Genomic DNA, 14,459 nt, shown 5'->3' on the forward strand with positions numbered 1-14,459 from the left:
GCCCGCGCCTGCGCCGACGCCCGTCCCGGAGCAGCCCCGTGCCGCCCAGCCGCTCCCCGCCGAGGCCGTGGCGCCTGCACCTCCCGTCGACCCCAACTCGACGCAGGGCCGCGCGTTCAGCGTTCGCACGCTGGGGCAGGGTGTTCCGTTCGGCCGCCGTATGACGGACGCACAGCAGCCCCGGCAGAGCCGGCCCGCGTCGCCGGCGCCCCAGCCGCTTCCTCAGCAGGCCCAGGCGCAGGCTCAAGCCCCGGTCCAAGCCCAAGCCCAGGCCCAAGCTCAGACCGCCCCGCAGCCCCAGGCGCCCACGCCTCCCCCGCACGCGACCAACGGCTCCGGGCGGCGCCGCAAGCTCGGCACCCGCCCCGAGCCCGTGGCCGACGTCGCCGAGCAGACGGACACGGCGGGCCGCCCGAACCCGCAGGGCGGCGGCCCCCAGTCCCGGATGGCCAACACCACCGAGGGAACCGGCCGTTCGTACGCCATAGGAGCCCCCGACGAGAACGCCGACGAGGGCCCCGAGCCGCTCGACGGCCCCGGCGGTGCGGTCGAGGTCGCGAACCAGCCCCATCCGCAGCCGATGGACGACGAGCTGCCCCCGGAGCCGCTCGACAACCCGCGTCGGCTGCTGGTCTGGCCCGCGCCGGACATCACCACCCAGCAGGCGCTGAGCGACCGCGGCTACCGGCCCGTCATCGTGCACTCGCGCGAGGAGGTCGACGCGCAGATCGCCGCCTTCCCGGCCGCGCTCTTCGTGGACCCGCTCACCGGCCCGATCACGCGTACGGCGCTCCAGTCGCTGCGTCAGGCCGCCGTCGCCGCCGAGGTCCCGGTCCTGGTGACGGCGGGACTCGGCCAAGCGACGCGTGAGGCGGCGTACGGCGCCGACCCTGCCGTACTCCTCAAGGCCCTCGCCCCGCGCGACAGCGAACAGCACCCGCCACGCGTCCTGCTCATCGAGGAGCACGCGGAGATCGCACTGGCACTGACCTCGACGCTGGAACGGCGCGGGATGCAGGTCGCGCGGGCCTCGTCGGACGAGGACGCCGTCACGCTGGCCTCGCAGATGCGGCCGAACCTGGTCGTGATGGATCTGATGCAGGTACGCCGCCGACGCGCCGGAATCGTCGACTGGCTGCGGGCGAACGGCCAGCTCAACCGCACCCCGCTCGTCGTCTACACCGCCGCCGTCGACCCGACCGAACTGCCGCGCCTCGCGGCGGGGGAGACGGTGCTGTTCCTCGCTGAGCGGTCGACGAGTACCGAGGTGCAGGGCCGGATCGTGGACCTGCTGGCGCGCATCGGCACGAACTGAGCGCCCTTCGCGCCAACAGCACACAGGTGGAACCGGCAGTTCTGCCCGTTCCGTAAGAAGTGCACGTGCGCATACGTGAGTTGGGGCGTTGTTTCACGTGAAACAACGCCCCAACTCATACATCGACCTAAATGCGGTCAGAAGGCTTTCGTCCACCCTCCATGACCGTCAGATCTGGGTGACGTCCAGCTCACCCGCCGCGTACTGCCTGCGCAGCACCTTCTTGTCGAACTTGCCCACGCTCGTCTTCGGTACCGACTCGATGATCGTCCAGCGCTCGGGAAGCTGCCACTTGGCGATCTTGCCCTGGTCGGCGAGGAAGGACCGGAGGGACTCGAAGTCGGCGCCGGAGCCCTCCTTCAACACGACGGTGGCAAGCGGACGTTCACCCCACTTGTCGTCCGGGACGGCGACGACCGCGGCCTCGGCGACATCAGGGTGGGCCATGAGCGCGTTCTCCAGGTCGACCGAGGAGATCCACTCTCCGCCGGACTTGATGACGTCCTTGGCGCGGTCGGTGAGGGTCAGGAAGCCGTCGGGGCTGATCGTGCCGACATCGCCCGTCTTGAGCCAGCCGTCCTCGCTGAACTTGTCGGCGGGGCGCAGGACTTCGGCACCCTGGCCGCCGTAGTACGCGCCCGCGATCCAGGGGCCGCGCACCTCCAGCTCACCCGCCGACTCTCCGTCCCACGGCAGCCGCTCGCCGCCCGGGCCGGTCAGCCGGGCCTCGACGCCCGCCGGGAAACGGCCCTGTGTGAGGCGGTACGCGAACTCCTCGTCCGAACCCACCTCCACCTGGGCCGGGGGCCGCGCGATCGTGCCGAGCGGGGACGTCTCCGTCATGCCCCAGGCGTGACAGACGCGCATGCCGAGCTCGTCGAAGGCCTTCATGAGAGCGGGCGGACAGGCGGAGCCGCCGATGGTGACCTGGGTCAGCGAACTCACGTCACGGGGCTTGCCCTTGAGCTCCGCGAGCAGGCCCTGCCAGATGGTCGGGACGGCGGCCGCGTGCGTCGGGCGCTGGCTCTCGATCATCTCGGCGAGCGGAGCGGGCTGGAGGAAACGGTCCGGCATCAGCACGTTCACGCCGGTCATGAACATCGCGTGCGGCAGGCCCCAGGCGTTCACATGGAACTGCGGGACGACGACGAGGGAGGTGTCCGCGTCGGTGAGGCCCATGGACTGCGCCATGTTGACCTGCATCGAGTGCAGGTAGATCGACCGGTGGGAGTAGATGATGCCCTTGGGGTCGCCGGTCGTGCCGGAGGTGTAGCACATGGCCGCGGCCTGGCGCTCGTCCAGCTCCGGCCAGTCGTAGCTCTCCGGCTTGCCGGCGATCAGGTCCTCGTACTCGTGCACCTGGACCGACGCCCCGTCCAGCAGCGAACGGTCGCCGGGGCCGGAAACCACCACGTGCTCGATGGTCTTGAGATGGGGCAGCAGCGGCGCGAGGAGCGGGAGCAGCGAACCGTTGGCGACGACCACGCGGTCGGCGGCGTGGTTGACGATCCATACGAGCTGCTCGGGAGGCAGCCGGAGGTTGAGCGTGTGGAGGATCGCACCCATGGCGGGGATCGCGTAGTACGCCTCTACGTGCTCGGCGTTGTTCCACATCAGCGTCGCGACCCGGTCGTCGTCCCGGACTCCGAGGTCGTCACGCAGCGCGTGCGCCAGCCGTGCCGCCCGGCCCCCGATCTCGGCGAACGAGCGCCTCTGCGGCTCCCCCTCACCGGTCCAGGTGATCACCTGAGACGAACCGTGGATCGTCGACCCGTGGGTCAGGATCCTCGAGATCAACAGCGGTACGTCCTGCATCGTGCTCAGCACGGCGTCCTCCCGGGGGCGACATTGCCTACGCGGTAGTAAGGGTTGGGCTGATTCTGCTCACATACCGCGCGGTATGTCACTACTCCGGGGTGATCGATCACGTCACGACGGGATTCCTTGCCCCCACGTGAGCAGTGTGCTTGCCCCGCACTGCTCGGCCACACCGATCAGCGCACAGGACCCAGCTCAGGGTCCTCACGAAGCTTGCCCAGCGCACGCGACACGGCCGACTTGACCGTACCGATCGACACTCCCAGCACATCCGCCGTCTGCGCCTCGCTGAGGTCCTCGTAGTACCGCAGGACGACCATCGCCCGCTGCCGCGCAGGCAACTTCATGATCGCGCGCCACATCGCGTCGTGCAGTGCCTGCTGTTCCGCCGGGTCCCCGGCCGGCGGAGCCTCCGGCTCCGGCAGCTCGTCGCACGCGAACTCGTCGACCTTCCGCTTCCGCCACTGCGACGTACGCGTGTTGAGCAGGGCGCGCCGTACATATCCGTCGAGGGCCCGGTGGTCCTCGATCCGCTCCCACGCGACATACGTCTTCGTGAGTGCGGTCTGCAGCAGGTCCTCCGCGTCGCTCGGGTTCGCGGTCAGCGAGCGAGCGGTACGCAGCAGCACTGGTTGGCGGGCCTTGACGTACGAGGAGAACGACGGGTACGCAAGGGTCCGCGTCGCCGCATTCGAAGCGCTGGTGCAGACGGTTGTGGTCATGGCTCCACGCTAGGAGCGCCCCCTACTCCAGCGGATCGGCCGCAGGTCCCGAAGCCGTGTCCGCCTCAGGTTGTAGGAGGGGGGCTGGCCCCACCTACTGAAGGTGGACGCCGGGCCCCGGCCCCCTGAGGGTTCACCCCTGAGGACCGCTCCCCTGGCAGTAGTCCGGACCCGGGAATCATGCGGGAGTAGTACGTCCGCACTCCGTGAGCTCTCCCGGAGGGTACGCCGGGGCACCCACGGAGCGCGAAAGCGAGCGCCTTGGGCCGCGCTGCGCCGCGACCCGGACACGTACTCCGCCCGGCCCGGACAGGCACCCGCCCCGCCCGGACGCGCACCGCAGTCATCCACCCCGCCCCGGCATCAGCCCCGATCGTCCGAGCCCAGGATCAACCCCGAGGTGGGGACCCCCGTACCCGCCGTCACCAGCACCCGGCCGGCCCCGGGTATCTGGTTCACGGACGTGCCCCGGAGTTGTCGTACGCCTTCCGCCACGCCGTTCATCCCGTGCAGATACGCCTCCCCGAGCTGCCCTCCGTGCGTGTTCAACGGCAACCGCTCCTCGGCGACGAAGTCCGCGGCCTCGCCGGGCTTGCAGAAACCGAACTCCTCCAGCTGCGTCAGCACGAACGGTGTGAAGTGGTCGTACAGGATCCCCACGTCTATTCCGGCCGGCGTCAGCCCGGACGTGCGCCACAGCTGCCGCGCCACCACCCCCATCTCCGCCAGCCCCGTCAGGTCGTCCCGGTAGAAGCTGGTCATCTGCTCCTGCGCGCGCCCCGCGCCCTGGGCTGCCGCGATGATCACGGCGGGCGGATGCGGCAGGTCGCGCGCCCGCTCCACCGAGGTGACGACCAGGGCCTGGCCGCCGTCGGTCTCCTGACAGCAGTCCAGCAGCCGAAGCGGCTCGACGATCCACCGCGAAGCGGCATGGTCGGCGAGGGTGATCGGTTTGCCGTGGAAGTACGCCGCCGGGTTGGTCGCCGCGTACTTCCGGTCGACGACCGCGACGTGCCCGAACGCCTCGGGCGTCAGTCCGTACGTGTGCAGATAGCGCTGGGCCGCCATCGCCACCCAGGACGCGGGCGTGAGCAGTCCGAACGGCAGCGACCAGCCGAGCGCGGCGCCCTCGGCCGACGGCTCACGCCGCTGCACCCCGGAACCGAATCTCCGTCCCGACCGCTCGTTGAACGCCCGGTAGCAGACCACCACCTCGGCCACGCCCGTGGCCACGGCGAGAGCCGCCTGCTGGACGGTCGCGCAGGCCGCGCCTCCGCCGTAGTGGATCCGCGAGAAGAAGGACAGCTCGCCCATACCGGCCGCCTGGGCGACGGTGATCTCCGGGCTGGTGTCCATCGTGAACGTCACCATCCCGTCCACGTCGGCCGGCGTGAGCCCCGCGTCGTCGAGCGCGGCCCGCACCGCCTCGACGGCCAGCCGCAGTTCGCTGCGCCCCGAGTCCTTGGAGAACTCGGTGGCCCCGATCCCGACGATCGCCGCCCGCCCGCCGAGCGCGTCCCTCGTCCGTACGCTCATGGCCGACTCCCCGCCTCGTGGACCGCGGCGCCCTCGGCTGCCTCAATGCCCTCAGCGCCTCCGGCTCCGTCGGTTCCATCGGTTTCATCGGTTCCGGGGACAGTGACCGTGACCGCCCCGGTGACGTGTCTGCCGATCCCGTTGGCCCCCACCACCCTGACCGTCGCCGTGTCGCCCTCGACCGCTTCCACCGTGCCGGTCAACACCATCGTGTCGCCGGGGTAGTTGGGCGCACCCAGTCTGATCGCGACCCTCCGCAGCACGGACCGGGGTCCGAACCGGTCGGTGATGTAGCGCCCGACCAGCCCGTTGGTCGTCAGGATGTTCATGAAGATGTCCGGCGAACCCTTCTGCCGGGCGAGCTCCGCGTCATGGTGCACGTCCTGGTAGTCCCGCGACGCGATCGCTCCGGCGACGATGAGCGTGCGGGTGATCTCGATCTCCAGCGGCGGCAGGACGTCCCCGACCCGCACCGGCCCGACCTCGGTGTTCATGCGTCCCCCTCTCCATGCACGATCAACGCCCCCAATTCCTGGAGCACTTCGCTCCCGCACCCCAGATACGCGTCCAGCTGCCGCCCCCACAGAAAGTGCCGGTGCACGGGATGGTCGAGGTCGGCCCCCATACCACCGTGCAGATGCTGTCCCGCGTGCACCACACGCTGCCCCGCCTCCGACGCCCACCAAGCGGCGGTCAGCGCGTGCGCGGCGTAGTCCAGCCCCTCGTCCCGCCGCCAGGCCGCTTCATAGGCCGTGACCCGTATCGCCTCGGTGTCCATGTACGCGTCGGCAGCCCGGAGTTGGACCCCCTGCTTGGTCGCGAGCGGTCTCCCGAACTGCTCGCGGGTGTTGGTGTAGTCGACTGCCCGGGCCACCGAACCCGCGCACACCCCGGCCTGCAGCCCCGCGAAGGCGGTACGCGCGGTGGCCAGCACGTCGTCGTACGCCTCCTGGCCCGCCACCTCCGCATCGGGACCGCCCAGCCGCTCGCCCAGCGGCTCGCCCGGTGTCCCGTCCAGCGTCAGTCGTCCCGCCGACCAGGGCGCCGTCAGCTCGACGGGATCGCACCGCGCGTCGACGGTCCGTACGAGCCACAAGCCGTGCTCGTCGTCGGCGACGAGGACATGCGTGGCGTCGCGGAGCCACGGCACCACGGGGACCACACCGCTCAACTGCCCGGATCCGCCCACCCGTACGGCAGCCTCGGGCAGGGCGCCCGTCACGACCACCGTGCCGTCCCCGATCGCGGGCAGCAGCCGCTCCCGCTGCTCCGCCGAACCATGGGCCGACACCGCCAGCAGCCCGTACACACAGCTCGCCGCGAACGGCACCTGGGCCGTGGTCCGGCCCTGTTCCTCCAGCAGGAGCACCAGCCCGAGGAGCCCTATGTCCTCGACGGCGGCCGGCAACCCGGCCTCGCACAACGCCTTCCACAGCTCGGCGTCGCTGCCGGTGCCCGCCGCTGTCAGCCGCTCGTGCGTGGACAGGTCGCCGAAGATCCGCGCGGCCAGATCGCGGGCCGCCGCCTGCTCCTCCGTGGGCGTGAAGTCCATGTCAGCCCCCGCTCCTCTCGACGGCCCGGAAGACCGGCAGCTCCAACTCATCGTCCACCTGCTCGAACTCCAGCCGGACCGGCATCCCGATCCGCACGCGGTCGTGCGGCACCCCCACCACGTTGCTGATCATCCGCACGCCCTCCGCGAGTTCGATCAGCCCCACCGCATACGGCGGGTCGAAGGCCGGGAAGGGCGGGTGGTGCATCACCACGTACGAGTAGACGGTCCCGTCGCCGCCCGCCTCGACCGTGTCCCAGTCCGGGCAACCGCACGCGTTGCACCCCGGCAGCCAGGGGAAACGCAGCGTCCTGCATCCGTCGCAGCGCTGTATGAGCAGCCGGTGCCGGGACACGCCCTCCCAGAAGCCGGCGTTGTCGCGATTGACGACGGGGCGGGGCCGCTCGGGCCGCTCGGGCCGTGAGACCTCGGCGGACACCGCGGTCTTCGCAACCGCGCCTGCCCCCTCCGCCTTCGGAGCGCCCCTTCTCCGAACCGCGGGCACGTACTTCAGGATCCGGAACCGATGTGTCCCCACCGGCCGGCCGGCCACCCGGACATCCATCCGCGTCGTGACGAAATACCCCGTGCCCAGCTTGGTCGTCTTGCGCTCGGACACCGACTCGATCACCGCGTCGAAGGTGATCGCGTCCCCGGGCCTCAGTGGCCGCAGATACTCCTGCTCGCAGTCGGTGGCGACCACAGAGGTGTACCCGGCGTCGTCGAGCAGCCCGAGCAGTTCGTCGTACGCCTCGGAACGCCCCGCGTGCCCGGAGATGCCTCCCATCGTCCACGCCTGGAGCATGGTGGGCGGCGCGGTGGCGTCCGCCCCCGCGTACGCCGGATTCGTGTCTCCCATCGCCTCGCACCAGTGCCGGAACATCGGCTCGTTGACCAGGTCCTTGCCCACACCGCCGACCGCGGCGGCCTGCCCCTCGTACACCTTCGCCCGCTCGAACACGTCCTCGTACCCGCCGCCCTCGCCCAAGGCCGCCGCCCCCTCTCCGCCCGGAACCTCCCGCTCGCTCACCGCCGCCCCCTGGCCATCCTGAGCCGCATCGTCGCCACGATCTCCCGCTGCACCTCGCTCACCCCGCCCCCGAACGTGTTGATCTGTGCCGCCCTGTTCATCCGCTCCAGCTCGCCGTCCCCGAACGCACCCGGCGAACCGGAACGGACCAGCGCATCCGATCCGACGATTTCCTGACACATTCGGTACACCGCGACCGCCGATTCGGTTCCCACGACTTTCACGCCGCTCGCGTCGCCGGGTGCCAGCCGGCCGGCCCCCACATCACCCACCAAACGCCAGTTGAGCAGGCGTGTTGCCGCCAGCCGGGCATGTACTTCGGCCAGCCTCGACCGCACCCACGGCTCGTCAACCCTGCGCCGCCCAGTCACCGGATCAGGGGTACGGGCGGCGGCCAGCGCGGCCGCGTAGAAGTCCTCGGCCTGCATGCCGATCGCCGCGAGCGCGACCCGTTCGTGGTTGAGCTGGTTGGTGATGAGCCCCCAGCCGCCGTTCTCCTCACCGACGAGGTTGGCCGCCGGGACCCGGATGCCGTCGTAGTACGTGGCTGTCGTGGTCAGCCCACCCACCGTCGCGATCGGCGTCCACGAGAATCCGGGGGCGCCGGTGGGCACGAGCAGGATCGAGATCCCCTTGTGCTTCGGCGCGTCGGGGTCCGTACGGCAGGCGAGCCAGATCCAGTCGGCCTGCTGGGCGTTGGAGGTGAACACCTTCTGCCCGTCGACAAGCCACTCACCGCCGCCGTTGCCCGTACTCGCCGCGCTCCCGGAACTTCCAGAACTCCCGGCACTTCCAGGGCTCTTCTCGCTGTCCTCGCGTCCGTCGCCGCCCACCCGCACGGCCCGGGTCCGCAGCGACGCCAGGTCCGTGCCCGCGGACGGCTCGCTGTACCCGATCGCGAACACGAGTTCCCCGCGCAGGATCCGCGGCAGGAAGTAGTCCTTCTGTTCCTCGGTCCCGTACTTCATGAGCGTCGGCCCGACCGTGTTGAGCGTGACCATGGAGACCGGAGCGCCCGCCCGGTAGGCCTCGTCGAAGAAGACGAACTGCTCGTCGGCGCCGCGCCCCTGACCCCCGTACGCGACGGGCCAGCCCAGCCCCAGCCACCCGTCGGCACCGATCCGGCGCAACAGCGCCCGCTGCCGGTCCGAGGCACCCGGCCGACCCGAGTCCGGGCCCGAGTCCGCGGGCGGCGGTCCGTCCGGCATCAGGTCCCGGAAGTACGTACGGAGTTCGGCGCGCAGTCGTCGCTGGCGCTCGGTGGGGGCGAGATGCACGACGACGGCCCTCCCGGACCTCGTACGAACAAGGGTTTCTGACTGTCCGTCAGATATGTGTGACTGTCAAGGTCACGGAAAACACGTCTGCGCGGCGGCACCCAAGTGCCGCCGCGCAGACGTGTTACCACCCCACAAAGCACCCCACTGAGGAGGCGTACGACCGCCGGGGGTCTCCAGTCCCCGACAGCCGCCGGCTCACCAGAGCTCGGTGAAGTTGACGGCGATGTTCTCGTTCGACTGGTCGATGGCCGTGAACGCGGAACCGTTCACCTGGGCCGTGTTGCTCTGGTTCGAGGCACCGGAGCCGACGGCCTGCTGCTGAGTCGTGGACGAGGTCCCGTAGTTGTCGCCACCGACGCCGCTGCCGACGACGTTCGCCACGGCCGCGTTCGATCCGTTGTCCGCGAAGGCGCCGTTGTCGGCCGCCGCAACGCCTGTGAAGAGGGCGGCGGCGAGCGGCAGGGCTGCCGCTGCGACGAGAAGGCGGGCGGTACGGATGCTTGCCATGTCTTTTCCTCCAGAAGCGGAAGTTCGCACCGGCCAGGACCGGCTGAGTACGGCTTGTTCCAAGGCAGTTGGCCGACCGCCCCGGTGTCTGTCACAACGTCGCGAGACCAGAATTGCCCACCGAATCCCCGGCGAACCACCCCGGAAGGCACTATTCGCTCGCAAGCGTGAGGACATGTCGATAAACCCCCTTCATGCGACCAAAACCGCAGATCAGGGCGGCGTGGGCGACTCAATCCCATACGCCGCAAGGGACGAAGCGTTCCGGCACGTTTTCGGCCAATTCTGCGGGGCCGGTTTCCACCCCTCTCGGCCCGGCGTTCCTTCACCCAACCCCCGGAGCGCCTCTTCCTTTTTTCGAACACTCGTACGAACATGGAGTCATGGCCACCATCGACCGGCAGGCCACGACGCTGGCCCTCGCACACGCCCTGTCAGCCGCCGAACGCGGACTGGCCGTCATCCCGCTGTCCCGAACCAAACTTCCGGCACTGCGCTCCCCGCACCGCGACGACCCGACGGCCCCGCTCTGCCACGGCGAGTGCGGCCGCTTCGGGCACGGGGTGTACGACGCCTCGATCGACCCGCTGCGTATCCGAGAGCTCTTCGCCGCCGCCCCCTGGGCCACCGGCTACGGCATCGCCTGCGGGCTGGACCCCCATCACCTGATCGGCATAGACCTCGACACCAAATCGGGTACGGACTCGTCCGCGGCGCTCCGGGAACTGGCCCTGCGCCACCTGTTCACGATCCCCGAGACGGTCGTCGTGCTGACCCCCAGCGGCGGCCGCCACGTCTGGCTCAGCGGCCCGCCCGACGTCGTCGTCCCCAACTCGGCGGGCCGCCTGGCCCCGGGAATCGACATCCGCGGCGCGGGCGGCTACCTCGTGGGCCCCGGCTCACGAACCGAACACGGCGCCTACAGCACAGCTCCGGGCACCGCACACCTGGCACCCGCCGCCTGCCCACCGTCCCTTCTGCAGCTGCTCCTGCCCCCGCCCCGCACCGGCCGCCACGCGAGCCCCGTCTCGGCGGGCCAACACGGCCAGGGCCTCGTCCAGTTCGTCCTCGCCGCCCACGAGGGCCAGCGCAACACCCGCCTCTTCTGGGCCGCCTGCCGCGCCTACGAGAACGTCCTCGGCCCGGACCTCACCGAGGCCCTGGTCGACGCCGCCATCCGCACCGGCCTCACCGAACGCGAGGCCCGCTCGACCATCACCTCGGCATCCCGCATGACGAGGCACCGCCCTTAGCCCCACCACAACCGAAAACGCCCCCCTAGGAGCCCAGAAAGCCGAGGCAAACCGAAAAACGACCACTCACGCGCGCGTGCATCCCAAAAACACCTGCACACCACCAAGAACAACAGGGGCGCCCGGAACCTCTCGGTACCGGACGCCCCTGCTTCTCGCACTGCGGTGGGTGTGGGATTTGAACCCACGGTCACATCGCTGCGACGACGGTTTTCAAGAGCGTTCAGTGGCGCGAACCCCAACTGCGGCTGACCTGCGCATACTCTTGTTACGAGCGTCACGGAGTGGCAGCCCTGGCCGGAGGTTGGCCAAGAGGGCCTCCGCAGTACCGCTTGCGAGTTTGGCAGGGGAGCGGAGCATGCCCAGGTCGCTCCTTGCGTATGGGCTCGCACGTCGGGCAGACATTTGGGCTGCGGCGCACCGCTGTTGACCGCTGCTGTCCCCTAGATGTGGCACAGGCTGAGCTCTACCCTGTAAGTCCACTCGGGCTACTCTCATTGGCGTGGCGTCCCGTCAGGATGGCTCCCTGCAGCCGCATCTGCCTACAGCTCGCCATTTCTAGGTTTCCAGCAGTCCACTGCCGGAAAAGAGGAAGGGCTATAGCACCTTCGCAACACATTTCATTATTCAGCACCCTTGAGACCCTGGAAAACCTACGCCAAGAGAGGGGGAGAGTGTCTTTCTATTCAATCGTAGATTCCGCTGCCACCTGGACAAGCATCCCATTCGCGATCATCGGATTTGGGGTTACCATTCGGCAAACAACTAAAGCTAAGACGGCTGCCGAGCATGCCAGCAAAGCGGCACAGGATGTCCGCGAAAATATCAGCCGCGCGTCACTACTCGTCCTTATCCCACAGCTCCATAGAGCAGAGGAACAATTGGAACGGGCAGTACGAGACCAATCGGTAGATTTGGTTCTATCATGGCTATCCACATGGCGATGGCAAGCAGGGCAAGCTCGCGGCCTCCTGGACGAGGGTGATCAATTACAACGGACGGTCATTATTTTGCTTCAAGAATCAATCACGTCGGCCAGCTCGGCAAAGTCGAAGCTGATTGATGGGTCTACGCCAAACGTTGTTTCAGCAACAAGGGGCGCACGGACAGCCGTCGGCAAGGTGACTAGCGAACTTGGCGCCATGGCGGCGATCTACGGATTGCAGGCAGGGGGGAACTGATAGTGACTGAAAATACAGACTACTCCGAACCCAAGATGGCAAAATTCGTCGACGCCTTGATCAGGGCTACGGCGAATGAACGCGTTAATTGGAACCAGGTAGGAACCGGACCTGACTCATTCCAAGTATCATTCCCACGAAATTCCGCGATGGTGTGGAGCATTGACGACGACGGCCAGCATCCATTCCGCCTAGCCCTCTTTGATGCTAACGGCCAAACGCTCGAAAGCATTGAGACATACCGAAATTCTGCGGAGGATCAGCCGCCGCTATTCGCAAAGATCGGAGAACTCTACGCTGCGGCAAGAAAGCAGGTGCGCAACATCGATGCCATCTTGGATGGCATTCTGGAGGATTTGGGGGATTCCTAAATCAGCACTTCGGCCAGCTTTCGTTCGAGGTTATCGGTACCGCCATGGGGTGAGTGGTCATGGGTCCTTAATTTTTCAACAAGAGTCGGCTCGTGAAGCCTCCGCTGCGCAAACGCTCATATGCTGCGACAACGTCGTTCGGCATTTCCTGATGGATCATGAAACCTTGACTTGGGTAGACCATGAGTCGTTGTTGCGCTCCGACAAGCATGTCAATTACGAGCTGTGCATCCTGAATTGATTCAACATAATCAGTGAGCGTCATGGGCGCGGACGCACTTACCCATTCGACGTCGGGCCAAAGCTTGCGTGCTGTGGCGTATGCACGCCGCTCCTCATAGGGCTTACTGACCAGCAGCACGGAGGCGACACGGATCCCCTGCTCTTCGAGCAGAGCGCGCGAGAAGCGGATGTTATCGCCCGTGTTCCGGGCGTTCTGTTCAAGCAGAATAGCTTCAGCAGGGACTCCCAACTCCACCGCGCGACTCCGGTAGTGCTCAGCCTCGCCCCGGGGCATCCGCTCACGCGTCGTCTGGCTGGTCGCTCCGGTAAAAACGATGAGCGGGGCCATACCACGGTGGTACAGCTTTGCGGTGGTGTCGGCTACCCCCAGGTCGTGACTACCCAGTCCGATCGCCACAGAGCATGGGCGCGCTTCGTGGCCCATCTGTTGGAAGTCCCAGAGCCGCTGAGCGTCAGCCCATGCCTGTGTCGAGATCACTTGCTCTCGCCCTCCGTATTTGCTGAGTCGGGCACCTTGAAGTCGTACTCCCACCCGAAGCGCGTGGCCGCGTGGACTCCAATGGCGAACTCCACCACGGTTCCGTCCGCTGTGTACGTGGTGCGGTGCAGCTCCACCACCCACTCCCCTGGTGAGAGCTGAAGTAGCTGAGCCTCTTCCGTGGTGGGCACGCGCGCGAAGAGCTCTTCCTTCATGTGGTCGATCTCGTATCCGGCGTCGTACAGGACGCGGAAGCCGCCGCCGCGTCCGGCAGGGCCCGGAGTCGGATCGACAATGCGCGTGCCTTCAACGTGTTCGGGCCGGTAGTAGCTGGTCAATGTGTGGGTCGGCTGAGGGCCTTCCTTGACCAGGCGCGCACGCGCGTACACCTCAGAGCCGTCGGGCAGTCCGTGCGCTTCGGCCACGAGTGCCGGCGCTTTCACGCGACTGACGTTCTGGGTCTGCTCGTTCCTGCGGTACGCGCGTCCTGACGCTACGCGGTCAGCGATGAACGCGACTTCGTCACCGTCCCGCCACTTGGCCTTGTCGTACCGCGCAATGCCCAGTCGCTTCAGCGGAGCCTGCTGCCGCACGACCGTGCCGTGACCACGGGAAGAAGTCACCAGCCCCTCGGCTTCCAGCGCCTTGTACGCCGCATGAACCGTGGACTTCGAGCCCTCGCCCTCCTCCACCAGCTCGCGAATGTGCGGAAGCTGCTGGCCAGGTGCGTACTCACCGTTCCTGATCCGCTCGGCAAGCCGGTCCGCCAGTTCTCGCCACTTGGGCGCCATGCAGAACTCCTCTCGACGCGTCCAGTGAAGCACAGTCCCAGGACTGTTGACAGTCCTGGGACTGTGATGCATTCTCATTTCAGGCCGGTCGCAGTCCTAGGACAGCGATCGCGAGGCGTCCTCTTTGGGCTCCTCCAGCGCCGCGCTGGTTCGGGATAGCTCGCCTCTACGTGGAGCCCCTGCTGGTCGTTGTTTGAAAACTCAACAGCGTGCTTGAGGTAGCCGCTCCACCTCTGCAAGCAAGAGGGCGGCGTGCGCGGGTTCTGTCCCTGCGTGCGGTACAGCGCGACTGACCTTTCCGCAGCTCAGTGGCTGTGGCCGGTTGCCTCCGCTGCTCGTCTCGTACGAGCAGCGCTGAGGGGAGCCGGAGACCCGACTTCAA

At 68.0% G+C, this 14,459-nt stretch carries 14 protein-coding genes; 4 read left to right on the top strand and 10 right to left on the bottom strand.

Annotated elements, in window-relative coordinates:
• On the top strand, nucleotides 1–1,315 hold a 1,315-nt coding region (locus O3Q52_RS08790), incomplete at its 5' end, for a response regulator (RefSeq protein WP_332112888.1).
• Between the two features lie 168 nt (nucleotides 1,316–1,483).
• Here the strand turns inward: O3Q52_RS08790 and O3Q52_RS08795 are convergent.
• The 8 genes from O3Q52_RS08795 to O3Q52_RS08830 all read right to left on the bottom strand — a co-directional run bounded on the left by O3Q52_RS08795 (nucleotide 1,484) and on the right by O3Q52_RS08830 (nucleotide 9,760).
• Complete coding sequence (locus tag O3Q52_RS08795) at nucleotides 1,484–3,142, bottom strand: long-chain fatty acid--CoA ligase (protein ID WP_269648248.1); 1,659 nt, start codon at nucleotides 3,140–3,142, stop codon at nucleotides 1,484–1,486.
• Nucleotides 3,143–3,309: 167 nt separating this feature from the next.
• Complete coding sequence (locus O3Q52_RS08800) at nucleotides 3,310–3,855, bottom strand: SigE family RNA polymerase sigma factor (protein ID WP_143643394.1); 546 nt, start codon at nucleotides 3,853–3,855, stop codon at nucleotides 3,310–3,312.
• A gap of 363 nt (nucleotides 3,856–4,218) precedes the next feature.
• The gene (locus O3Q52_RS08805; RefSeq protein ID WP_269648249.1) at nucleotides 4,219–5,391 is read right to left on the bottom strand and encodes a lipid-transfer protein; all 1,173 of its coding nucleotides are present in this window, start codon (nucleotides 5,389–5,391) and stop codon (nucleotides 4,219–4,221) included.
• Nucleotides 5,388–5,864: a MaoC family dehydratase gene (locus tag O3Q52_RS08810; RefSeq protein WP_269648281.1), complete on the bottom strand. Its 477-nt coding sequence runs from the start codon at nucleotides 5,862–5,864 to the stop codon at nucleotides 5,388–5,390. The genes O3Q52_RS08805 and O3Q52_RS08810 overlap by 4 nt, the downstream gene beginning before the upstream one ends.
• A 17-nt stretch (nucleotides 5,865–5,881) precedes the next feature.
• Nucleotides 5,882–6,943: an acyl-CoA dehydrogenase family protein gene (locus O3Q52_RS08815; protein WP_269648250.1), complete on the bottom strand. Its 1,062-nt coding sequence runs from the start codon at nucleotides 6,941–6,943 to the stop codon at nucleotides 5,882–5,884.
• A 1-nt stretch (nucleotide 6,944) separates the two neighbouring features.
• Nucleotides 6,945–7,931: a bifunctional MaoC family dehydratase N-terminal/OB-fold nucleic acid binding domain-containing protein gene (locus tag O3Q52_RS08820; RefSeq protein WP_269648282.1), complete on the bottom strand. Its 987-nt coding sequence runs from the start codon at nucleotides 7,929–7,931 to the stop codon at nucleotides 6,945–6,947.
• Nucleotides 7,932–7,969: 38 nt separating this feature from the next.
• On the bottom strand, nucleotides 7,970–9,250 hold the full coding sequence (locus tag O3Q52_RS08825; RefSeq protein WP_269648251.1) for an acyl-CoA dehydrogenase family protein: 1,281 nt from the start codon (nucleotides 9,248–9,250) through the stop codon (nucleotides 7,970–7,972).
• Between the two features lie 198 nt (nucleotides 9,251–9,448).
• Nucleotides 9,449–9,760: a hypothetical protein gene (locus tag O3Q52_RS08830; protein WP_269648252.1), complete on the bottom strand. Its 312-nt coding sequence runs from the start codon at nucleotides 9,758–9,760 to the stop codon at nucleotides 9,449–9,451.
• Nucleotides 9,761–10,143: 383 nt separating this feature from the next.
• Here O3Q52_RS08830 and O3Q52_RS08835 point away from each other — a divergent pair, with 383 nt between their 5' ends.
• The 3 genes from O3Q52_RS08835 to O3Q52_RS08845 all read left to right on the top strand — a co-directional run bounded on the left by O3Q52_RS08835 (nucleotide 10,144) and on the right by O3Q52_RS08845 (nucleotide 12,565).
• Complete coding sequence (locus tag O3Q52_RS08835; protein WP_269648253.1) at nucleotides 10,144–11,013, top strand: bifunctional DNA primase/polymerase; 870 nt, start codon at nucleotides 10,144–10,146, stop codon at nucleotides 11,011–11,013.
• A 674-nt stretch (nucleotides 11,014–11,687) separates the two neighbouring features.
• Entirely contained in the window at nucleotides 11,688–12,194 is a 507-nt protein-coding gene (locus O3Q52_RS08840) for a hypothetical protein (RefSeq protein WP_269648254.1), read from the top strand.
• 2 nt (nucleotides 12,195–12,196) lie between these two features.
• Nucleotides 12,197–12,565: a hypothetical protein gene (locus tag O3Q52_RS08845; protein WP_269648255.1), complete on the top strand. Its 369-nt coding sequence runs from the start codon at nucleotides 12,197–12,199 to the stop codon at nucleotides 12,563–12,565.
• Between the two features lie 67 nt (nucleotides 12,566–12,632).
• Here O3Q52_RS08845 and O3Q52_RS08850 read toward each other — a convergent pair whose 3' ends face one another.
• Entirely contained in the window at nucleotides 12,633–13,286 is a 654-nt protein-coding gene (locus O3Q52_RS08850) for a YdcF family protein (protein ID WP_269648256.1), read from the bottom strand.
• The gene (locus O3Q52_RS08855) at nucleotides 13,283–14,077 is read right to left on the bottom strand and encodes a GntR family transcriptional regulator (protein WP_269648257.1); all 795 of its coding nucleotides are present in this window, start codon (nucleotides 14,075–14,077) and stop codon (nucleotides 13,283–13,285) included. Before O3Q52_RS08855 ends, O3Q52_RS08850 begins: the two co-directional genes overlap by 4 nt.
• Nucleotides 14,078–14,459 lie beyond the last annotated feature (382 nt).

The organism is Streptomyces sp. ActVer, from assembly GCF_027270795.1.
GTDB lineage: Bacteria > Actinomycetota > Actinomycetes > Streptomycetales > Streptomycetaceae > Streptomyces > Streptomyces umbrinus_A.